Genomic DNA, 21,884 nt, shown 5'->3' with positions numbered 1-21,884 from the left:
ATGAAGACGACAGACGCGACGGACCGCGGCGGCGACGTCCGCCTCTCCGGCATCAGCAAGACCTACGGCTCCTTCACCGCCGTGCACCCGCTCGACCTGACCGTGCCCCAGGGCTCCTTCTTCGCCCTGCTCGGCGCCTCCGGCTGCGGCAAGACCACGACCCTGCGCATGATCGCCGGACTGGAGGAGCCCAGCACGGGCACGGTCCACCTCGGCGAGCAGGACGTCACGGCGCTCCCGCCGTACAAACGGCCGGTGAACACGGTCTTCCAGTCCTACGCCCTCTTCCCGCACCTGGACATCTTCGAGAACGTCGCCTTCGGCCTGCGCCGGCGCGGCATCAAGAGCGTGAAGAAGCAGGTCGAGGAGATGCTCGACCTGGTCCAGCTCGGTGAGCAGGCCCGTAAGAAACCGCACCAGCTCTCCGGCGGCCAGCAGCAGCGCGTCGCCGTCGCCCGCGCGCTGATCAACCACCCCAAGGTGCTGCTCCTGGACGAGCCGCTCGGCGCGCTGGACCTGAAGCTGCGCCGCCAGATGCAGCTGGAGCTCAAGCGCATCCAGACCGAGGTCGGCATCACCTTCGTGCACGTCACGCACGACCAGGAGGAGGCCATGACGATGGCCGACACGGTCGCCGTGATGAACGGGGGCCGCGTCGAACAGCTGGGCGCGCCCGCCGACCTGTACGAGAACCCGCAGACCACCTTCGTCGCCAACTTCCTGGGCACCTCCAACCTCATCGAGGCCGAGGTCGACGCCCGCAGCGGCGACGACATCGTGGTCAAGGCGGCCGGCGACAAGCTGATCCTGCCGGGCGGACGGAGTTCGGCCCCGGCGACGACCGGCGGCAAGGTGCTGGTCGGCGTACGCCCGGAGAAGATCGGCCTCGCGCACGCGGACGAGGCCGGCTCCATTCCCGAGGGCCGCAACCGCATCGCCGGCAAGATCGTCAACACGAGCTTCATCGGCGTCTCCACCCAGTACGTCGTCGACTGCGCCGCCTGCCCGGAGTTCGAGGTCTACGTCCAGAACATCGACCGCGACCCCCGGCTGGTGCCCGGCGCCGACGTCGTCCTGCACTGGAACCCGGCGCACACCTTCGGCCTGGACGCGGCCCAGGACATCGACGCGGGCGTGGCAGAGGAGGAGGCGGCCTGATGTCGACGCTCACCGAGGCGCCACCGCCTCTCGCGCCGGCCGCACCGGAGAAGAAGCCCCCGCGCAAGCGGGGCCGCTTCACGCCGTACTGGCTCCTGCTGCCCGGCATCCTGTGGCTGGTCGTCTTCTTCGCCCTGCCGATGATCTACCAGGCCTCCACGTCCGTGCAGACGGGCTCCCTGGAGGAGGGGTACAAGGTCACCTGGCACTTCGCCACCTACTGGGACGCGCTGTCCGAGTACTGGCCGCAGTTCCTCCGCTCGGTCGCCTACGCCGCCTCCGCGACCGTGCTGTGCCTGCTGCTCGGCTACCCGCTCGCCTACCTGATCGCGTTCCGGGCCGGCCGCTGGCGCAACCTGATCATGATCCTGGTGATCGCGCCGTTCTTCACCAGCTTCCTCATCCGCACCCTCGCCTGGAAGACGATCCTCGCGGACGGCGGCCCGGTCGTCGGCGCCCTCAACACGCTGCACGTCCTGGACGTCACCAGCTGGCTCGGCTGGACCGCCGGGGACCGCGTGCTGGCCACACCGCTCGCCGTGGTCTGCGGTCTGACCTACAACTTCCTCCCCTTCATGATCCTGCCGCTGTACACCTCCCTGGAGCGCATCGACGGACGGCTCCACGAGGCGGCGGGGGACCTGTACGCCAAGCCCGTCACCACCTTCCGGAAGGTGACCTTCCCGCTGTCCATGCCGGGCGTGGTCTCCGGCACGCTGCTGACCTTCATCCCGGCCACCGGCGACTACGTCAACGCCTCCCTGCTGGGCTCGGCCGACACCGGCATGATCGGCAACGTGATCCAGTCCCAGTTCCTCAGGGTGCTGGACTATCCGACGGCCGCGGCGCTCTCCTTCATCCTCATGGCCGCGATTCTCGCCATGGTCACGGTCTACATCCGCAAGTCCGGCACGGAGGATCTGGTTTAAATGACCTTCGTCAACTGGCTCAAGCGCAATCTGGTCGTGATCGCCGGACTGCTGACGCTCGCTTATCTGCTGCTGCCGAACGTCATCGTCACGGTGTTCTCGTTCAACAAACCCAATGGGCGTTTCAACTACGAATGGCAGCAGTTCTCGACGGACGCCTGGAAGGACCCCTGCGGTGTCGCCGACATGTGCGGCTCGCTGGCGCTCAGCCTCCAGATCGCCTTCTGGGCGACACTGGGCGCCACGGCCCTCGGCACGGCGATCGCCTTCGCGCTGGTGCGCTACCGCTTCCGCGCCCGGGGCGCGGTGAACTCGCTGATCTTCCTGCCGATGGCGATGCCCGAGGTCGTGATGGCCGCCTCGCTGCTCACGCTGTTCCTCAACATGGGCGCCCAGCTGGGCTTCTGGACGATCCTCATCGCCCACATCATGTTCTGCCTCAGCTTCGTCGTGACCGCCGTCAAGGCGCGCGTGATGTCGATGGACCCGCGGCTGGAACAGGCGGCACAGGACCTGTACGCCGGCCCCTTCCAGACGTTCGTCCGCGTCACGCTCCCCATCGCGGCCCCCGGAATCGCGGCCGGCGCCCTGCTCGCCTTCGCGCTCTCCTTCGACGATTTCATCATCACCAATTTCAACGCGGGCTCGACCGTGACCTTCCCCATGTTCGTCTGGGGTTCGGCACAGCGCGGAACGCCCGTCCAGATCAACGTGATCGGTACGGCCATGTTCGTCGTCGCCGTACTGTTCGTCCTGGCCTCCATGGTCATCGGCAACCGCCGGAATCGCCGCAAGGCGTAATGCACTGCGTACTGCATTCGTAGGGAGTTGAAATCATGGCCCCGAGCGCCATGAGCCGCAGCAACGACTGGACGAAATCCCTCTCCGAGGCCCAGCCGGTCCCGTACTGGCTGGACGACCCCGGCCGCCCCCGCCCCGAGCCCGCCCTCACCGGCGCGGAGACCTGCGACCTGCTGGTCGTCGGCGGCGGCTACAGCGGGCTGTGGACCGCGCTGATCGCCAAGGAGCGCGACCCGCAGCGGGACGTGGTGCTCGTGGAGGGCCGTGAGGTGGGCTGGGCCGCCTCCGGCCGCAACGGCGGCTTCTGCGCCGCCTCCCTCACGCACGGTCTGTCCAACGGGCTCACCCGCTGGCCGGACGAGATCCACAAGCTGGAGGAGCTGGGCGCCCGCAACCTCGACGCGATCGAGGCGGCGGTCGCCCGCTACTCCCTCGACTGCGACTTCGAACGCACGGGGGAGATCGACGTCGCCACGGAGCCCTACCAGGCACGGGAACTCAAGGAGTGGTACGAGGAGATCGGCCGCCGGGGCCTCGCCGACGGCATCGAGTACCTGGACGCCGAGGCGGTGCGCGAGCAGGTCGACTCCCCGACGTTCCGGGCGGGCCTGTACGACCGCAGGGGCGTGGCCGTCGTGAACCCGGCCAAGCTCGCCTGGGGCCTGAAGCGTGCCTGCCTCGACCTGGGCGTCCGCGTCTACGAGCACACCCCCGCGCTGACCCTGAAGCCGTACGGCGCCGGCATGACCGTCCGCACCCCCTACGGCGGGGTCCGCGCCCGCACGGTCGCGCTCGGCACCAACATCTTCCCGAACCTCGTCAGGCGCGTGCGGGCCTACACCGTCCCGGTGTACGACTACGCGCTGATGACCGAGCCGCTCACCGACGGGCAACTGGCCTCGATCGGCTGGAAGAACCGCCAGGGCCTCGGGGACTCGGCCAACCAGTTCCACTACTTCCGGCTCTCCGCCGACAACCGGATCCTGTGGGGCGGCTACGACGCGATCTACCCCTACGGCGGCCGGGTGCGGGCCGAGTACGACGACCGCCCGGAGACCTACGCCAAGCTGGCGGGGCACTTCTTCACCTGCTTCCCGCAGCTGGAGGGTGTCCGCTTCACGCACGCGTGGGGCGGCGCGATCGACACCTGCTCGCGCTTCTCGGCGTTCTTCGGCACCGCGCACCAGGGCCGCGTCGCCTACGCCGCCGGGTACACGGGCCTGGGCGTGGGCGCGACCCGATTCGGCGCCGAGGTGATGCTGGACCTGCTGGCGGGGGAGCGCACCGAGCGCACCGCACTGGAGATGGTCCGCAAGAAGCCGCTGCCCTTCCCGCCCGAACCCTTCGCCTGGACCGGCATCGCCCTCACCAAGTGGTCGCTGGCCCGCGCGGACGAGCACGGCGGCCGGCGCAACCTGTGGCTGCGGACGATGGACAAGCTGGGTCTCGGCTTCGACAGCTGAGCCCCGCGACGGTGCGGGTGACCCGGTTCACCCCAACGGGGCACCGCAACCCGCGTAATGACCGACGGGAGACCTCCCTCTCCCTCGTGACGCTGCCCGCGTCCACGAGTGAAAGGGAGGTCTCCTCATGCCTGGTGGGAAGACGGCGGTGGAGTGGCTGGCATCCGTCGCCCCGGATCCCGGGTCCTGTCTGCGGGAGTGGGCGCGCAACCCGCTGGGGGTCGCCCTGCTGCCCGCCGGCAAGGCGTGGGACGTGCTCATCGTGCCGAGCAGGCTCGGCTGTCCGACGCTCGACGTCCTGACCCGCGTCCTGGACCGTCCCGGGCCGGTGCTCGCCGACTTCGGCGACGCGCGCACGGGCTTCTTCGTGCCGCCGGGCACCGCCGCCCGCTGGCTGGGCACGGGGGTCCGGACGGCCGGGCCCGGCACCTGGATAGTGGTGCCCTACCCGGGGCGGCTGTCGTCCGGCGGAATCCGCTGGCTGGTCCCGCCGGACGGCTCCGGCACCCTCAGCGATCCGGCGCTCCTCGAACTGGCGATGCACGAGGCGGCGGCGGGTCTCGCGGCGGACGGGACGGACGAGGCCGGGCGGTGAGCCGGGCGGGGGGCTCGGCGACCGGCGCGGCCCGGGCCGCGCCGGGCACGCTCCACGCTCACCACCCCCCGCCGCCTTCCGCACGGCCTCGACTTCGACGCCTGCTCCGTCCGACTACCAGCCAGAGGCCGACCAGCAGCACCGCGCCCAGGCACCAGCCGGCCACCACGTCCAGCGGCCAGTGGTAGCCCCGGCGCACCAGACCGAAGGAGACGCCGAGCACGAGGACGGCGCAGAGCAGGACGAGCACGCGGCGGAGCGCCGTCGAGCGCAGCAGGGGAAGGAGCAGGAGCGCCGCCGCGCCGTACGCCACGACCGCGGTGGTGGTGTGGCCGGAGGGGTAGTAGCCGACCGCCGGGGGCACGGCCGGGGTGCCGGGGCGGTCGGTCCACTCCTTCAGGGGTGCGACCAGCGCCGGCACCAGGAGCATCGCCACCGCTCCGGCGGCGGGCGGCAGCCACCAGCGGTCCATACCTGAGCCGCGGCCGTGCCACGCGACCCAGGCCAGCGCGACCGCGAGGACGGGTACGGCGACCTGCACGTTGCCGAGGTCGGCGAGCAGTTCGGAGAGCCGGTCGGGACGGACGAGTGCCCTGCTCAGCCGCTCGTCCGCGTCGACCAGCGGGCCGTCGGCCACGACCTGCCAGGTGATCAGTGCGAAGAGGAGGGCGGGAAGCCCGAGCAGCAGCATGCCGCACAGCTTGGCAGGAACACCGAAGGGCCAGCGCAAGGGGGGGAGTGCGCTGGCCCTTCGGTGAACCGCCGACCCGGATGCCGAGCCGGCCGTCCTGACCGGAACGTCGCGCGCCCCGGGGGGTTTGGGGCGAGCGACCGTCCGATCGGTGAGGAGATCCGGAACCCGCGGGCTCCGGTTGTGTGCGCGAGGCACGACCAGGTCGAAGCTGGGGAGGCCCCGGCCTGAAGGCCGCTCACAGTCCCCTGTGAGCGGGTGTATCTCTCATCTGCGTAGAACCTACGGCAGGGGGTGGGCGGACGACAGGGCCATCGGTGTCCTGTCATCCACCCCGCACACCTTCTTCACATGCTCTGCCGCTCTCCGCGCCAGGCGTGCGCGGGCCTCGCTCAGATGCGCGAGAAACCCTGCTCGATGATGTCGAGGCCCTCGTTCAGCAGGTCCTCGCCGATGACGAGCGGCGGCAGGAAGCGCAGCACGTTGCCGTAGGTGCCACAGGTCAGGACCAGCAGGCCCTCGGCGTGGCAGGCCTTGGCCAGGGCGGCGGTCGCCTCGGGGTTCGGCTCCTTGGTGGCGCGGTCCTTGACCAGCTCGATGGCGATCATGGCGCCGCGGCCCCGGACGTCGCCGATGATGTCGAACTTCTCGGCCATGGCGGTCAGGCGGTCCTTCATGACCTCCTCGATGCGCTTGGCCTTGGCGTTGAGGTCGAGCTCCTTCATGGTCTCGATGGCGCCGAGCGCACCCGCGCAGGCGACCGGGTTGCCGCCGTAGGTGCCGCCCAGGCCGCCGGCGTGCGCGGCGTCCATGATCTCGGCGCGGCCGGTGACGGCGGCCAGCGGCAGACCGCCGGCGATGCCCTTGGCGGTGGTGATCAGGTCCGGGACGATGCCCTCGTCCTCGCAGGCGAACCACTGGCCGGTGCGGCAGAAGCCGGACTGGATCTCGTCGGCGACGAACACGATGCCGTTGTCGGCGGCGAACTTGCGGATCGCCGGCAGGAAGCCCTTGGCCGGCTCGATGAAGCCGCCCTCGCCGAGCACCGGCTCGATGATGATCGCGGCCACGTTGTCGGCGCCGACCTGCTTGGTGATCTGGTCGATGGCCTGGGCGGCGGCCTCGGGACCGGCGTTCTCCGCACCGGTCGGCCAGCGGTAGCCGTACGCCACCGGCACGCGGTAGACCTCGGGCGCGAACGGACCGAAGCCGTGCTTGTACGGCATGTTCTTCGCGGTCAGCGCCATGGTGAGGTTGGTGCGGCCGTGGTAGCCGTGGTCGAAGACGACGACGGCCTGGCGCTTGGTGTACGCACGGGCGATCTTGACGGCGTTCTCGACGGCCTCGGCGCCGCTGTTGAACAGGGCCGACTTCTTGGCGTGGTCGCCCGGGGTCAGCTCGGCCAGCGCCTCGGCGACGGCGACGTAGCCCTCGTACGGGGTCACCATGAAACAGGTGTGGGTGAAGTCGGCGAGCTGAGCGGAGGCCTTGCGTACGACGGCCTCGGCGGAGGCGCCGACGGAGGTCACCGCGATGCCGGAGCCGAAGTCGATGATCTGGTTGCCGTCGACGTCCTCGATGATGCCGCCGCCGGCACGCGTGACGAAGACCGGCAGCGTCGAGCCCACGCCCTGCGCGACCGCGGCGGTCCGGCGGGCCTGCAGCTCCTGCGACTTCGGGCCGGGGATGGCGGTGACGACGCGGCGCTCCTGCGGAAGTGCGGTCATGGGGGACTCCTGGGGTCTTTCGGACGCTTTCCTTCTTTTCTCGCAGGCTAGGACCGGGAGAGGGGGGTGGGCATGCTCCATGTGGGCGTTGTCAGGAGCGCCGGTTGTCCGGGATGGACATAGCGACCAGTGGACATGTCCGCGCCGGCCCGGCCGCGTAAGCGGTGAACTCCCCTTGGGAGGGCGTTAGATTGACTCGCTGATGGTGGACGGAGCGGCTGGTCAGGGGGCAAGGGCGATGGACAGCGACGGGAACCGGGACGCGCGGGGTACGCATGCGAATCCTGTGCCGCGTCCGGCGGTGCCTCCGGACGTGCCCGCGGCACCGCCGGAGGCGCCCGCGGTGCCGCCGCGCCCGGCGCGGGCCCCCGGCATGCCGGGCGTGCCCCCGCTGCCGGACGGGTCGGTGTTCCTGTCCTGGCTGCGCACGCCCCGGCCGGAGGCGCCGCCCGGCGTGTGGCGGTTCGGACACCGGCCGCGGCCGGAGGAGGAGCCGGAGCGGGTCCCGGCCCGGCAGCTGCTCGGCGGGGCGGTGATCGCGTTCCTGGTCGGCTGGCTGATCTGGTCGCTGCTGTGGAACGGCTACCTCGGCGGCTGGTGGCTGCTGCCGCTGTACGCGATGATCCCGGAGTCCTGGGCCGAGCCGCACAGCTTCGGCGCCGTCGTGGTCGTCTACGCCTACTACGTCCTGATCGCGGCGCTCATCATGGTCGGCGTCGGCCGGCTGGGCCGGTGGAGCGAGATCTGGCGCCGCTACGGCCCGCCCGCCTGGCGCCGCACGGCACCGCGCACCGAGCGCCCGCCCGCCCCCGAGGAGGACCCCGCCGCATGGCCCGCGCTGCGGGCCGCCGGCGCGGCGGACGCCGCCGAGCGGCTCGCCGCCGACGCGCGCTCCGGGCTCATGCGGGACGTCGACCACGCCCGCATCACCCGCGCCTGGCAGGGCGTGAGCAACGGCCGGCACAGCCTCGCCACCTTCACACGCGCGGTGCTCAGCCAGGGCGCCGCCGCCTGCCCGCACCCCTCCGGCGCCCGCGACCTGCCCGCCCGGCAGGCCCGGCACGACCTCGTCACCGGGCAGGTGCGGATCGGCACCGCCGCCGACGACGCCCGCAACCCCTACGCCTACCGCGGCACCGGCCTCGCCCTCGGCCCCGACCTGCTCGGCACCTCCCTGCTCGCGGTCGGCCCGGCCGGGTCCGGCAAGACCGGCAGCCTGGTCCGGCCGCTGGCCGAGTCGCTGTGCCTGCAGGCGCTCGCCGGGCGGGCCGCGGTCGTCGTGGTCGGCGCGGCGGGCGCCGGTCACGGCCCCGCCGACGCCTACGACGTGGTCGTACGGATCGGGAACCCCGACTCCGTGTACGACCTCGACCTGTACGGCGGCACGACCGACCCGGACGAGGCCGCGGCCGTCCTCGCCGAGGCGCTGGTCGGCGACCTCGCCGACCCGCACCCGGGCGGCGACAGCCGCCGCTCCACCACCGTCCTCGCCCAGTTGCTCGGCCCGTTCCGGGCGGTGCACGGACGCTTCCCCGGCGTACCGGAGCTGCGGCAGCTGCTCGACGGGGCGCCCGGGCCGCTGGCCGCGCTGCGCCAGGGGCTCCAGGACACCGGACAGGAGTCGCTGCTGCGGGAGCTGGACGCGCGCGAGCGGCAGATGGGGCACCCCGGGGACGTGGGCGGGGTGCTGGCCGACCGGGTGGCGCTGCTGGACCGGCCCGCCTTCGCCGGTTTCTTCGACACCTCGGGGCAGTCCCGGCCGTTCTCGCTCAAGGCCCTCGACCATCCGGTGCGCGTCCGCATCGACCTGCCCGAGCGCGGGCACGCGGACGCCTCGCGGATGCTGGCGCGACTGGTGCTCGCCCAGTTCACGGCGAGCGTTGCGGTGCGCGAGGACCGGTCGCTGTTCGCCTGCCTGGTGCTGGACGACGCGAGCGGGGTGGTGACGCCGGAGGCCGTCCGGGGCATCCAGCGGCTGCGGTCGGCGGGCGCCGGGGTGGTGCTGACCCTGCGCACCCTGGACGACGTGCCGCGTCCGCTGCGCGGTCCGCTGCTCGGGGCGACCGGGTGCCGGATGGCGCTGTCCGGGCTCACGCCCTGGGACGGGCAGGACTTCGCCGAGGTGTGGGGCAAGGAGTGGACCGAGGCCAGGGACGTCACGGACCGGCAGATCATCGCCGAGACCCCGGCGGGCAAGGCCGTGCACGTGCTGCGCCGGGTGATCACCGGGAAGGCGCCCACCGCGCGGGCGGTCACCGTGCGGCAGGTCGAGCGGGAGCGGTGGTCGGCGTCCGAGCTGGCGCACGCGGTGCCGCCGGGCCACGCGGTCCTGTCCCTGACGACGGTGAAGGGGGAGCACGCGCCACCGCTGCTGGTGGATCTGCGGGGATGAGCCGCCGAGCGCGGCATACGGGCGCCGCGCGACCATACGGTGAGGCAGAATCGACACAGGTCGTTCATACGTGACGGCCAAAAGATCGTCGAACGATCGCCAGAAGACCACATAGGCCCCAAGGATCACGACGATCGCACCGGTCACATGGTCGGACCGATCACGTGGTCCCACGGATCCGGTCGGCCGCCCGCTCGCAACCCTGACGCAGACCTGAAGGCACCCATGCCCCCCACGCTCGCCTCGCTCGTCCACCACTCCGCGCTCAAACTGACCGTGCGCGCGGGCGAGGACCGCCTCGACGTCCCAGTCCGCTGGGCGCACGTCAGCGAGCTCGCCGATCCCGTGCCCTACATGGAGGGCGGGGAACTGCTCCTGATCACCGCGCTCAAACTGGACGCGGAGAACCCCGAGGCGATGCGCCGGTACGTCAAACGGCTGGTCGGCGCCGGAGTGGTCGGGCTCGGCTTCGCCGTCGGCGTCAACTACGAGGACATCCCCGAGGCGCTCGTCGACGCGGCGCGCGAGGAGGGCCTGCCGCTGCTGGAGGTGCCGCGCCGCACGCCCTTCCTCGCCATCAGCAAGGCCGTGTCCGCCGCGATCGCCGCCGACCAGTACCGGGCGGTCACCGCCGGGTTCGCGGCCCAGCGCGAACTGACCAGACAGGCTCTGACGGACGGTCCGGAGGGGCTGCTGTCAGCGCTGGCCTCCCAGGTCGACGGGTGGGCGGCGCTGTACGACGCCTCGGGCGCCGTCGTCGCCACGGCACCGGAGTGGGCGGGCCGCAGGGCCGCCCGGCTCACCGCCGATGTGCAGCGGCTGCGCGAGCGGCCCGCGCCGGCCTCCTCGGTGGTGGGCGGACCGGACAACGAGGACCGGGTGGAGCTGCACTCCCTCGGCACCTCCCGCAGGGCCCGCTCGGCGCTCGCCGTCGGCACGGCGGCGGCCCTCGGCACCGCGGAACGGTACGCCGTCCACTCGGCCATCGCCCTGCTGACCCTCACCACGGAACGCTCCCGGTCCCTGCACGAGGCCGAGCAGCGCATCGGCACGGCCGTGCTGCGCATGCTGCTGGCCGGGGAGCCCGACCACGCCCGCGCGGTCGCCGGGGACCTGTACGGCGCCCTGCTGGACGCGCCCTTCCGGCTGATCGTCGCCGAGGCGGCGTCGGCCTCGGCCGCGCGCGTGCACGCCGGGGCGCAGGCGCGCGTGCCCGCCACCAAGCCGTCGGCCGCCGCGCTGGCGGCCTCCGAGGCGGGCGGCGACCCGCTCGGGGCGCTCGCCGAGGTCGTGGAGTCGGCGGCCGCCCGGGCGGGCGAGGCGGTGCTGGTCGTCCCCGACGGGGAGCGGCTGGTGGTGCTGGCCACGGACGGGGGCGCGGCCGTCGCCGCGTGCACCGAGTACGCGGCGGCGCTGGAGACGGCCGGCTCGCCGGCCGCGCCGGAGCCCGGGCCGGGCGGCGACGAGGACGGGCTGGTCGTCGGCCTGTCGGCGCCGTCCGGGCCCATCGCCGCGTCGGCCGCCTACAAGCAGGCCGAGCAGGCGCTGTCGGTGGCACGGCGGCGCGGACGCGTCTGCGTGGAGCACGAGCAGCTGGCCGCCGGGTCGGTGCTGCCGCTGCTCGCCGACGACGCGGTGCGGGCCTTCGCCGACGGACTGCTGCGGGCCCTGCGCGAGCACGACGCGACCGGGCGGGGCGACCTGGTGGCCTCCCTGCGCGCCTGGCTGTCCCGGCACGGCCAGTGGGACGCGGCGGCGGCCGACCTCGGAGTGCACCGGCACACCCTGCGGTACCGGATGCGCCGGGTGGAGGAGATCCTCGGCCGCTCCCTGGACGACCCGGACGTCCGGATGGAGCTGTGGCTGGCTCTGAAGGCGACGTCTCCGGAGTAGCCGTTCAGCCGGTCCGGCGCTCGAGGACGAGGCCGTCCGGGCCGAAGGGGGTCCGGGGCGCTGCCCGGGGGAAGGGACGGCAAGGGGCGGCGGGGTCGACCACCCCTCGGCACCCGATGCCGCCCGCACCCCGCCATTCCGTCGAACCCCCGACCCCCACCACTACGACCCGGACAAACGCCACCCGCCCGCACCCGCCCTACCGTGGACTCCGCAAGCCACATACACACCCCCAACGCGGAAGGGCCGGGACTCGACTATGACTTCCACCCACGCCTTCTGGCTCGCCGGCCGCCAGGTCACCGGCGAGGACACCTTCGACGTCACCTCTCCGTGGGACGGCCGTCTCGTCGGCGCGGTGAGCGTCCCGACCGACGCGCAGGTCGAGGAGGCCGTGGCCGCCGCGTACGCCGTGCGGGACGAGTTCGCCGCCACCCCGGCCCACGTGCGCGCCGCCGCCCTGGACCACGTCAGCCGGCGCCTGGTCGAGCGCACCGAGGAGATCGCCCGGCTCATCTCCGCCGAGAACGGCAAGCCGATCAAGTGGGCCCGCGGCGAGGTCGGGCGCGCGGTGTCCGTCTTCCGCTTCGCGGCCGAGGAGGCCCGTCGCTTCAACGGCGGCGAGGCCCAGCGCCTGGACACCGACGCCGGCGGCCAGGGGCGGCTCGCCCTCACCCGGCGCTTCCCCAAGGGCGTCGTCCTCGGCATCGCGCCGTTCAACTTCCCGCTGAACCTGTGCGCCCACAAGATCGCCCCCGCGATCGCGGCCGGCGCGCCGATCATCCTCAAGCCCGCGCCCGCCACCCCGCTGTCCGGGCTGATCCTCGGTGAGCTGCTCGCCGAGACCGAACTGCCCGCCGGCTCCTGGAGCATCCTCCCGGTGCCGAACGACAGCATGCCCGCCCTCGTCCAGGACGAGCGGCTGCCGGTCATCTCCTTCACCGGTTCCGAGAAGGTCGGCTACGCGATCATGGACTCGGTGCCGCGCAAGCACTGCACCCTGGAGCTGGGCGGCAACGGCGCGGCCGTCGTCCTCGGCGACTGGGCGAGCGACGAGGACCTGGACTGGGCCGCGAACCGCATCGCGACCTTCTCCAACTACCAGGGCGGCCAGTCCTGCATCTCCGTGCAGCGCGTGATCGCGGACGCCGCCGTGTACGACCGGCTGCTGCCGCGCATCGTCGCCGCCGTCGAGGCCCAGGTCACCGGCGACCCGAACGACGACAAGACCGACGTCGGCCCGCTGGTCAGCGAGGACGCCGCCAAGCGCGTGGAGGCGTGGGTGCAGGAGGCCGTCGAGGCCGGCGCCACGCTGCACACCGGCGGCAAGCGGGACGGCGCCTCGTACGCGCCGACCGTCCTGACCGACCTGCCGGCCGGCACCACGCTGGCCTGCGAGGAGGTCTTCGGACCCGTCCTCAGCGTGCAGAAGGTGGACGGTGAGGCCGAGGCGTTCGCCGCGGTCAACGACTCCAAGTACGGCCTCCAGGCGGGCATCTTCACCCACGACCTGCAGACCGCCTTCCGCGCCCACCGTGCCCTGGAGGTCGGCGGCGTGGTCATCGGCGACGTGCCCTCCTACCGCGCCGACCAGATGCCGTACGGCGGCGCCAAGCAGTCCGGCGTCGGCCGTGAGGGCGTCAAGTTCGCGATGGACGACTACACCTACGAGCGGGTGCTGGTCCTGACGGGCCTCGCCCTCTGACCCACCCCTGAACGGCCGGCGGCCCGAACCCACTGTGCGGGGGTTCGGGCCGTCGGCCTTCTTCGGTCATGACCGACCACGTGCAGGTCTCGACCGCCCGGTACCCGGAGCCGGAACGGCGCCTGGACGTGGCATGTGCGGGATCGGCCGCGACGGACGGAGCAGCCTCCCCCAGGAGGCGAAGGCCCGTCGGCGGCCGTTCGCGGGCGAACAGCGCCTGGCCGGCCTCGTCCCCCGGGCGACGGTCCGGCGTGGCCGCCGTGCCGATCGTGAGCCGGAGAAGCCCACGTGCGCGAGCCGCAGGGCCCCGCGCAGCCTCAGGTGGACGTCCCGTACGCCCTTGGCGGTGAAGCCGGTGGCCAGGGTCGTGTACGCGTACGGCCCCGGGGCGGGCGTCGTCGACAGCACCGCCGTCGCACTGCCGTCGACGCAGACCTCCACGCTGCCCTCGCCCGCCACCTCCGCCCTCACCCCGGTGACGCCGGGGCCGAAGTCGCAGCTCCGGTAGAGCAGTTCGCCGGTCATGCCCGGCACCGGCGTCACCGCGTCGCCCGCGGACTTCGTGCGGTCGACGATCTCGGTGCCGCTCTGATCGTCGAAGCCGGCCGCGTCCAGGCCGAGTTCGCCCGCCGGACGCGGGCGGGGGGCTCCCCGTCGAGCGTGATCGTCGTGCGCAGCCGTACGTCCTCGCCGGACGCCCCGGCCAGCAGCGCGTACGGTCCCGGCTCCAGCCGCCACCGGCCGTGCGCCACGTCCCGGAACGCGAAGTCCGCCGGCGGCAGTTCGAAGGCGACCTCCGCGCTCTCGCGCGGTGCGAGCGTCAGCCGGCGGTGGGCCACCAGCTCGCGGCGCGGACGCGGCACGGACGGGTCCTCGGCGCGGGTGCAGAGCTGCGCGACCTCGTCGGCGATTACGTCACCGGTGTTGGTGACGGTGAACGAGACGTGCACCGTCTCCGCCCGGACGCGGGCGACGAGTTCCGCGTACCGGAAGGACGCGTACGACAGACCGTGCCCGAACGGGAACAGGGGCGTGCCCTCGAAGTACAGATAGGTCTGGCGGCCGCCGATCACGTCGTAGTCGAACAGGCCGGGCGGGTCCGCGTCGTCGGCGTACCAGGTCTGCGGCAGCCGGCCGGCGGGTGAGACGTCACCGGCGAGGACCCGCGCCAGCGCGGTGCCGGCCGCCGGCCGCCGTACGCGGTCCACAGCACCGCCGGGAGCGGCTGGACGTCCACCGCGTACGGAAAGGCGGAGACCAGCGCCGGCACCGTGTTCGGGTTGGCGGCGCGGGCGGCGCGCAGCAGCCGCTCCTGGTGGGCGGGCAGCCGCAGGTCAACGGTCCTCCGTCTCCCGGCGGTTGATGTGCGGGTCGTTGCCCGCCACCACCACGACCACGTCGACCCCGGCAGGACCGGGCCGCCGAGCCCGGCCCGTACCCGGACCGCGTCCGGCCCCCAGGGCTCGATGCGGGCGGTCTCCTGACGGCCGCTCCACTCCAGCGCACCGTCCCGCTCGCGGAAGGTGCCGACGGTGGGGGAGGACTGGGCGAGGCTGACCTGGGCGGTGCTTCGGCAGGCGTGTTCACGAGGCGTGCGCCTGGAGGGAGTGCAGACATGGAGGTGCCCGGGCGCCGACCGGGCGGTTCCGGGGCGAAGGGGTGAACGTGCGAGGACGAAGGAGTCGAGCGGGTGGCGGGGGAAGGTGACGGGGGCGGGTGCGGGTGAGGGCCGGAGGTCTACGGCTGGACGGGCGCCGGCCCGGAGCTGGCGCGGACCGTCAGCTCGGGCGCGAGCAGCACGACCTCGTCGCTCCCGCGGCCGTCGAGCTTGGCGACCAGCTGATCGACGGCGTGCCGGCCCATCTCCTGCGCGGGGACGGCGACGGACGTCAGCCGTACGGACGCCTGGACGGCGACCTGCTCGGGGCAGACCGCGACCACCGACACGTCCTCGGGCACCGCCCGTCCCTGCTGGCGCAACAGCGCGAGCAGCGGTTCGACCGCCGCCTCGTTCTGGACGACGAACCCCGTGGTGTCCGGACGCTCGTCGAGGATGCGGGCGAGGGTCGCGGCCATGGCGTCGTACCCGCCCTCGCAGGGCCGGTGCAGCAGTCGCAGCCCCAGCTCCCGCGCCCGGGTGCGCAGCCCGTCGAGGGTCCGCTCGGCGAAGCCGGTGTGCCGCTCGTAGACCGCCGGGGCCTCGCCGATGACCGCGATGTCCCGGTGCCCGAGCGTCGCCAGGTGCTCCACGCACAGCGCACCGGTGGCCTTGAAGTCGAGGTCGACGCAGGTCAGGCCGGTGGTGTCGGCGGGCAGCCCGATCAGCACGGACGGCTGGTCCGTCGCCCGGAGCAACGGCAGACGCTCGTCGTCGAGCTCGACGTCCATCAGGATCATCGCGTCGGCCAGCCCGCTGCCGGTGACGCGGCGCACCGCGTCGGGACCCTCCTCGCCGGTGAGCAGCAGGACGTCGTATCCGTGGGTGCGCGCGGTGGTGGCGACCGCGATGGCGATCTCCATCATCACCGGCACGTACATGTCCGTACGCAGCGGGACCATCAGGGCGATGATGTTGGACCTGCTGCTGGCCAGGGCGCGGGCGCCCGCGTTCGGGTGGTAGCCGAGCTTCCGGATGCTCTCCTCGACCCGCCGGCGGGTGGTGGTGGAGATGGACCGCTTGCCGCTGAGGACATAGCTCACCGTGCTCGCCGAGACTCCGGCGTGCTGGGCGACCTCGGCGAGGGTGACCATCCAGCTCTCCAAGCTTTTTGAAGCGCTTCGACTCTGCGCATGGTGGACAACGGCGAGTGAGGGTGGTTCGACAGTAGCTCCAGCGCGAGTTGGTGTCCATAGGCTGTCGAAGCGCTTCGACAGCCTATGGATCGCCGACCCGCTCTGCCGCCCGCTCGCCTGCCCGCCGATCGGCCGAACGGCCGCACGAAGGGTGGTGGGGTCGCCCCGGATCGGGTACATACGATCGGGTAGCACCGACTAGTAACGTACGCCCGCATGGTCGCGGATGTCGATCTTCCCGGGCGTTCCCCCGATCCCTTCTCGCGGCGAGGTGAGCCTCATGTCCGCACCATCCACCCCCTCCCGACCCACCGTCACCGAACGTGAGGCCCGCCAGGTGGCGGAGGCGGCCCGGGAACAGGACTGGCGCAAGCCCAGCTTCGCCAAGGAGCTGTTCCTCGGCCGCTTCCGCCTCGACCTCATCCACCCGCACCCGCTCCCGGCCGACGAGCACGTCCAGCGCGGCGAGGAGTTCCTGGCCAAGCTGCGCGACTTCTGCGAAACGAAGATCGACGGGGCCGTCATCGAACGCGACGCACGGATCCCCGACGCGGTGATCACGGGGCTGAAGGAGCTGGGAGCCTTCGGCATGAAGATCGACACCAAGTACGGCGGCCTCGGCCTCACCCAGGTCTACTACAACAAGGCCCTCGCCCTGGTCGGATCCGCCAGCCCCGCGATCGGCGCGCTGCTCTCCGCCCACCAGTCGATCGGCGTGCCCCAGCCGCTGAAGCTGTTCGGCACCCAGGAGCAGAAGGACACGTTCCTGCCGCGCTGCGCCCGCACGGACATCTCGGCGTTCCTGCTGACCGAGCCGGACGTCGGTTCCGACCCGGCCCGCCTGGCGACGACCGCCGTCCCCGACGGCGACGACTACGTGCTCGACGGCGTCAAGCTGTGGACCACCAACGGCGTCGTCGCCGACCTGCTCGTCGTGATGGCACGGGTGCCGAAGTCGGAGGGCCACAAGGGCGGCATCACCGCGTTCGTGGTGGAGGCCACCTCCGAGGGCATCACCGTCGAGAACCGCAACGCGTTCATGGGCCTGCGCGGACTGGAGAACGGCGTCACCCGCTTCCACCGGGTCCGCGTCCCCGCCGCCCACCGCATCGGCCCGGAGGGTGCCGGCCTGAAGATCGCCCTGACCACCCTCAACACCGGCCGGCTGTCCCTGCCCGCGATGTGCGTGGGCGCCGGCAAGTGGAGCCTGAAGATCGCCCGTGAGTGGTCGGCGGCGCGTGAGCAGTGGGGCAAGCCGGTGGGCCTGCACGAGGCGGTCGGCTCGAAGATCTCGTTCATCGCGGCGACGACCTTCGCCCTGGAGGCCGTGCTCGACCTGTCCTCGCAGATGGCCGACGAGGACCGCAACGACATCCGCATCGAGGCCGCCCTCGCCAAGCTCTACGGCTCCGAGATGGCCTGGCTGATGGCCGACCACCTGGTCCAGATCCGCGGCGGCCGCGGCTTCGAGACGGCGGCGTCGCTGGCGGCCCGCGGCGAGCGCGCCGTGCCGGCCGAACAGATCCTGCGCGACCTGCGCATCAACCGGATCTTCGAGGGCTCCACCGAGATCATGCACCTGCTGATCGCCCGGGAGGCCGTCGACGCACACCTCTCGGTCGCCGGCGACCTGATCGACCCCGACAAGTCCCTGTCCGACAAGGCGAGGGCGGGTGCGCAGGCGGGCGTCTTCTACGCCAAGTGGCTGCCGAAGCTCGTCGCGGGGCCGGGACAGCTCCCGCGCTCGTACGCCGAATTCCACCCGTCCGGCCATCCCGACCTGTCCGGACACCTGCGCTACGTCGAGCGCACCGCCCGCAAACTCGCCCGCTCCACCTTCTACGCCATGTCCCGCTGGCAGGGCCGGATGGAGAGCAAGCAGGGCTTCCTGGGCCGGATCGTCGACATCGGCGCGGAGCTGTTCGCGATGAGCGCCGCCTGTGTCCGCGCCGAGCACCTGCGCGCCAGGGGCGACCACGGCCGCGAGGCGTACCAGCTCGCCGACGCCTTCTGCCGTCAGGCCCGCATCCGCGTCGAGGAGCTCTTCGGGCGGCTGTGGACCAACACCGACGACCTGGACCGCAAGGTCGTCAAGGGCGTGCTGGCGGGCACGTACGAGTGGCTGGAGCAGGGCGTCGTCGACCCGTCGGGCAGCGGTCCCTGGATCGCCGACGCGGCCCCGGGCCCCGCGCAGCGGGAGAACGTCCACCGTCCGATCAGGTGATCCCGCCGGCTACAGGCTGCCCGGAGGCATCAGCCGCTGGGCAGCCTGACCGGTGACCGACGCGATGGTCTCGAAGCCGTTGTCGCAGTGCAGCACGGTGAGGCCCCGCAACCCGGCGGTCGCGGCGACCAGCAGATCGACCGCGCCCGCCGACCGGGGAAGGCCCTTCGCCGTGAGCTCCTGCAGCACGGACCACGCGCGTCAGCGCCCCGTCATCGAGCGGCGCCCGGCCGAACAGGGTCTCAAGGCGCTCGATCATCTGCTCGCGGTCCCCGGCGTTCCTGGCGCTGTACAGGAACTCGATCTCGGTGACCGGGCAGCGGGCGAGAACACCGTGAACGCGGCGCTGAAGGACGCCGTGGAACGCAAGAAGCGCGCCCGCGCCCTGGCCCGGCCGGCCGCACGCGCCGGCACCGGGGACCTCGACGTGCTCCTGGACAAGGCGAACTGTCCGAAGCCGGATCGAGTGTCTCGATGGGCGGGCTCGCCGACTCGCCGTCCATGAGAACGACGCCCCTGTCCTCCCGGCCACCCCGTACGGCCACAATGGGGGGATGAGCGACAGCCCTGCCCCCCTCGCCGACCCGCACCTCGTCTACGACCCCGTGGCGGGAGACGGCCCGAAGGACGTGGTGATCCTCGGCTCCACCGGGTCGATCGGCACCCAGGCCATCGACCTCGTGCTGCGCAACCCGGACCGCTTCCGGGTCACCGGCCTGTCCGCCAACGGCGGCCGGGTCGCCCTCCTCGCCGAGCAGGCGTACCGGCTGAAGGCGCGGACCGTCGCCGTGGCCCGCGAGGACGTCGTACCGGCGCTGCGCGAGGCACTCGCCGCGCAGTACGGCGCGGGCGAGCCCCTCCCCGAGATACTCGCCGGACCGGACGCGGCCACCCAGCTCGCCGCCTCGGACTGCCACACCGTCCTCAACGGCATCACCGGCTCCATCGGACTGGCCCCGACCCTGGCCGCCCTGGAGGCGGGCCGCACCCTCGCGCTCGCCAACAAGGAGTCGCTCATCGTCGGCGGCCCGCTGGTCAAGGCCCTCGCCAAGCCGGGGCAGATCATCCCGGTCGACTCCGAGCACGCCGCCCTCTTCCAGGCCCTCGCCGCGGGCACCCGCGCCGACGTGCGCAAACTGGTCGTCACCGCCTCCGGAGGCCCCTTCCGCGGCCGGACCAGGGAGCAGCTCGCGCGCGTCACCGTCGAGGACGCCCTCGCCCATCCCACCTGGGCCATGGGCCCGGTGATCACGATCAACTCCGCGACGCTCGTCAACAAGGGCCTGGAGGTCATCGAGGCCCACCTGCTCTACGACATTCCCTTCGACCGCATCGAGGTCGTCGTGCACCCGCAGTCGTATGTTCACTCGATGGTGGAGTTCACGGACGGATCGACCCTGGCCCAGGCGACGCCCCCCGACATGCGGGGACCGATCGCCATCGGCCTCGGCTGGCCCGAACGCGTCCCCGACGCGGCGCCCGCCTTCGACTGGAGCACGGCCTCGACCTGGGAGTTCTTCCCGCTCGACAACGAGGCGTTCCCCTCGGTGAACCTGGCCCGGCACGTGGGTGAGCTCGCGGGCACGGCCCCGGCGGTGTTCAATGCCGCCAACGAGGAGTGCGTCGAGGCGTTCCGCTCCGGCGCGCTGCCGTATCTGGGGATCATGGAGACCGTCACGCGGGTGGTCGAGGAGCACGGCACCCCCCGTCCGGGAACCTCGCTCACCGTCGCGGACGTCCTCGAAGCGGAGACCTGGGCACGCACCCGGGCCCGGCAACTGGCGGCACAGACGGCGGAGGCCCGTGCATGACGACCCTGATGTTCATCCTCGGCATAGTCGTCTTCGCGGTCGGCCTGCTGTTCTCCATCGCCTGGCACGAGCTGGGGCACCTGTCCACGGCCAAGCTCTTCGGCATCCGCGTGCCGCAGTACATGGTCGGCTTCGGCCCGACGATCTTCTCGCGCAAGAAGGGCGAGACCGAGTACGGCATCAAGGCCATCCCGTTCGGCGGCTACATCCGCATGATCGGCATGTTCCCGCCCGGCGCCGACGGCAAGCTGGAGGCCCGCTCCACCTCGCCCTGGCGCGGCATGATCGAGGACGCGCGCTCGGCGGCCTTCGAGGAACTGCAGCCCGGTGACGACAAGCGCCTGTTCTACACGCGCAAGCCCTGGAAACGGGTCATCGTCATGTTCGCCGGCCCGTTCATGAACCTCGTCCTGGCGGTGGTGCTGTTCCTCACCGTCCTGATGGGCTTCGGCATCTCGCAGCAGACGACCACGGTCAGCTCCGTCTCCCAGTGCGTCATCTCGCAGAGCGAGAACCGCGACGACTGCACCAAGTCCGACCCGGCCTCCCCGGCCGCGGCGGCCGGCCTGAAGGCGGGCGACAAGATCGTCTCCTTCGACGGCGTGCGGACCGACGACTGGGACCGCCTGTCCGACCTGATCCGCGCCAACCCCGGCGAGGAGGTGCCGATCGTCGTCGAGCGGAAGGGCCAGGAGGTCACGCTCCACGCCGAGATCGCCACCAACCAGGTCGCGAAGAAGGACGCGAACGGACAGATCGTCGAGGGGCAGTACGTCACCGCCGGCTTCCTCGGCTTCAGCGCGGCCACCGGGGTCGTGAAACAGGACTTCGGCCAGTCCGTGACCTGGATGGGCGACCGGATCGGCGACGCCGTCGACTCCCTCGCCGCCCTGCCCGGCAAGATCCCGGCCCTGTGGGACGCGGCCTTCGGCGACGGACCGCGCGAGGCGGACTCCCCGATGGGCGTGGTCGGCGCCGCCCGCGTCGGCGGCGAGATCGCCACCCTGGACATCCCGCCCACCCAGCAGCTGGCCATGTTCATCATGCTGGTCGCCGGCTTCAACCTCTCCCTCTTCCTGTTCAACATGCTCCCGCTGCTGCCGCTCGACGGCGGCCACATCGCGGGCGCGCTGTGGGAGTCGCTGCGCCGGAACGTGGCCAGGGTGCTGCGCCGCCCGGACCCGGGCCCGTTCGACGTGGCGAAGCTGATGCCGGTGGCCTACGTGGTGGCGGGCATCTTCGTCTGCTTCACCCTGCTCGTCCTGGTGGCGGACGTCGTCAATCCGGTACGGATCAGCTGACGGGCCACCCGCGAGCGCCGTCCGGCGTGAAGCCCGATCCGGGGAGCATGTCCCTCCGGGGCGGGCTTCACGCCCCTCGCCCGGAAGGTGGACGCCAAGGGATGCATCTGCCCCCGGCCGTGTCCCTGGCGTTCATGTCCGTGCCGTAATCTCGAAGGCCGGAGCCCGCCGCTGAACGGGGCCGGACCTGATCCACGACTTGGGGTTGCACAGCAGATGACTGCGATTTCTCTCGGCATGCCGTCCGTTCCGACCAAGCTCGCCGAGCGCCGCAAGAGCCGGCAGATCCAGGTCGGGTCCGTGGCGGTGGGCGGCGACGCCCCCGTGTCGGTGCAGTCGATGACCACGACCCGCACGTCCGACATCGGTGCCACGCTGCAGCAGATCGCCGAGCTGACGGC

General features: G+C 72.3%; 17 protein-coding genes and 2 pseudogenes. 13 read left to right on the top strand and 6 right to left on the bottom strand.

Going from position 1 to position 21,884, the window contains the following annotated elements:
- From IE260_RS31850 to IE260_RS31830, 5 genes are all read left to right on the top strand, one after another.
- On the top strand, positions 1 to 1,158 hold the full coding sequence (locus IE260_RS31850; protein WP_189878209.1) for an ABC transporter ATP-binding protein: 1,158 nt from the start codon (positions 1 to 3) through the stop codon (positions 1,156 to 1,158).
- Positions 1,158 to 2,087 carry an ABC transporter permease gene (locus IE260_RS31845; RefSeq protein WP_189878207.1) on the top strand — a complete coding sequence of 310 codons (930 nt, stop codon included), beginning with the start codon at positions 1,158 to 1,160 and terminating at the stop codon, positions 2,085 to 2,087. The genes IE260_RS31850 and IE260_RS31845 overlap by 1 nt, the downstream gene beginning before the upstream one ends.
- Positions 2,088 to 2,888 carry an ABC transporter permease gene (locus IE260_RS31840; RefSeq protein WP_189878205.1) on the top strand — a complete coding sequence of 267 codons (801 nt, stop codon included), beginning with the start codon at positions 2,088 to 2,090 and terminating at the stop codon, positions 2,886 to 2,888. It abuts the gene before it with no gap.
- A gap of 35 nt (positions 2,889 to 2,923) precedes the next feature.
- Positions 2,924 to 4,351 carry an NAD(P)/FAD-dependent oxidoreductase gene (locus IE260_RS31835; protein ID WP_189878203.1) on the top strand — a complete coding sequence of 476 codons (1,428 nt, stop codon included), beginning with the start codon at positions 2,924 to 2,926 and terminating at the stop codon, positions 4,349 to 4,351.
- 127 nt (positions 4,352 to 4,478) lie between these two features.
- Positions 4,479 to 4,946, top strand: coding sequence for a hypothetical protein (locus IE260_RS31830; RefSeq protein WP_189878201.1), 468 nt, complete (start codon positions 4,479 to 4,481; stop codon positions 4,944 to 4,946).
- A 58-nt stretch (positions 4,947 to 5,004) separates the two neighbouring features.
- Here the strand turns inward: IE260_RS31830 and IE260_RS31825 are convergent, their stop codons facing one another.
- Together IE260_RS31825 and gabT are read right to left on the bottom strand one after the other, a co-directional pair.
- A complete protein-coding gene (locus IE260_RS31825) occupies positions 5,005 to 5,637 on the bottom strand; it encodes a phosphatase PAP2 family protein (RefSeq protein ID WP_189878199.1) in 633 nt (210 codons plus the stop codon).
- A 392-nt stretch (positions 5,638 to 6,029) separates the two neighbouring features.
- Positions 6,030 to 7,364, bottom strand: a complete 1,335-nt coding sequence (gabT, locus tag IE260_RS31820) for a 4-aminobutyrate--2-oxoglutarate transaminase (RefSeq protein WP_189878197.1) — start codon at positions 7,362 to 7,364, stop codon at positions 6,030 to 6,032.
- A 238-nt stretch (positions 7,365 to 7,602) separates the two neighbouring features.
- Between gabT and IE260_RS31815 the strand changes: the two genes are divergently transcribed.
- The 3 genes from IE260_RS31815 to IE260_RS31805 all read left to right on the top strand — a co-directional run bounded on the left by IE260_RS31815 (position 7,603) and on the right by IE260_RS31805 (position 13,354).
- On the top strand, positions 7,603 to 9,756 hold the full coding sequence (locus IE260_RS31815; RefSeq protein ID WP_189878195.1) for an ATP-binding protein: 2,154 nt from the start codon (positions 7,603 to 7,605) through the stop codon (positions 9,754 to 9,756).
- A 225-nt stretch (positions 9,757 to 9,981) separates the two neighbouring features.
- A complete protein-coding gene (locus IE260_RS31810) occupies positions 9,982 to 11,649 on the top strand; it encodes a PucR family transcriptional regulator (RefSeq protein WP_189878193.1) in 1,668 nt (555 codons plus the stop codon).
- A 259-nt stretch (positions 11,650 to 11,908) separates the two neighbouring features.
- Entirely contained in the window at positions 11,909 to 13,354 is a 1,446-nt protein-coding gene (locus IE260_RS31805) for an aldehyde dehydrogenase family protein (protein ID WP_189878191.1), read from the top strand.
- 273 nt (positions 13,355 to 13,627) lie between these two features.
- Here IE260_RS31805 and IE260_RS31800 read toward each other — a convergent pair.
- The 3 genes and pseudogenes from IE260_RS31800 to IE260_RS31795 form a co-directional block, all read right to left on the bottom strand.
- Positions 13,628 to 14,763, bottom strand: a pseudogene (locus tag IE260_RS31800) (glycoside hydrolase family 3 C-terminal domain-containing protein); the annotation flags it as partial.
- Positions 14,757 to 14,971, bottom strand: a pseudogene (locus IE260_RS43190) (hypothetical protein); the annotation flags it as partial. The pseudogenes IE260_RS31800 and IE260_RS43190, both read right to left, overlap by 7 nt.
- Positions 14,972 to 15,091: 120 nt before the next feature.
- On the bottom strand, positions 15,092 to 16,105 hold the full coding sequence (locus IE260_RS31795; RefSeq protein ID WP_189878189.1) for a LacI family DNA-binding transcriptional regulator: 1,014 nt from the start codon (positions 16,103 to 16,105) through the stop codon (positions 15,092 to 15,094).
- 322 nt (positions 16,106 to 16,427) lie between these two features.
- Here IE260_RS31795 and IE260_RS31790 point away from each other — a divergent pair, with 322 nt between their 5' ends.
- The gene (locus IE260_RS31790) at positions 16,428 to 18,371 is read left to right on the top strand and encodes an acyl-CoA dehydrogenase family protein (RefSeq protein WP_189878186.1); all 1,944 of its coding nucleotides are present in this window, start codon (positions 16,428 to 16,430) and stop codon (positions 18,369 to 18,371) included.
- 9 nt (positions 18,372 to 18,380) lie between these two features.
- Here IE260_RS31790 and IE260_RS43185 read toward each other — a convergent pair whose 3' ends face one another.
- Positions 18,381 to 18,560, bottom strand: coding sequence for a PIN domain-containing protein (locus tag IE260_RS43185; RefSeq protein ID WP_189878184.1), 180 nt, complete (start codon positions 18,558 to 18,560; stop codon positions 18,381 to 18,383).
- Here IE260_RS43185 and IE260_RS43180 point away from each other — a divergent pair.
- From IE260_RS43180 to IE260_RS31765, 4 genes are all read left to right on the top strand, one after another.
- Positions 18,544 to 18,876, top strand: a complete 333-nt coding sequence (locus tag IE260_RS43180) for a hypothetical protein (RefSeq protein ID WP_189878182.1) — start codon at positions 18,544 to 18,546, stop codon at positions 18,874 to 18,876. The genes IE260_RS43185 and IE260_RS43180 overlap by 17 nt on opposite strands.
- A gap of 49 nt (positions 18,877 to 18,925) precedes the next feature.
- Complete coding sequence (dxr, locus tag IE260_RS31775) at positions 18,926 to 20,182, top strand: 1-deoxy-D-xylulose-5-phosphate reductoisomerase (protein ID WP_189878180.1); 1,257 nt, start codon at positions 18,926 to 18,928, stop codon at positions 20,180 to 20,182.
- On the top strand, positions 20,179 to 21,483 hold the full coding sequence (locus tag IE260_RS31770) for a M50 family metallopeptidase (RefSeq protein WP_506005118.1): 1,305 nt from the start codon (positions 20,179 to 20,181) through the stop codon (positions 21,481 to 21,483). Before dxr ends, IE260_RS31770 begins: the two co-directional genes overlap by 4 nt.
- Before the next feature lie 216 nt (positions 21,484 to 21,699).
- Positions 21,700 to 21,884: flavodoxin-dependent (E)-4-hydroxy-3-methylbut-2-enyl-diphosphate synthase (locus IE260_RS31765; protein ID WP_164396686.1), on the top strand; the 185-nt coding region annotated here is incomplete at its 3' end.

This window comes from Streptomyces viridiviolaceus (genome assembly GCF_014650995.1).
In the GTDB taxonomy this organism is placed as follows: Bacteria; Actinomycetota; Actinomycetes; order Streptomycetales; family Streptomycetaceae; genus Streptomyces; species Streptomyces viridiviolaceus.
Note: the sequence above shows the minus strand (reverse complement) of the source record. Positions and strands in the feature narration are given on the sequence as shown.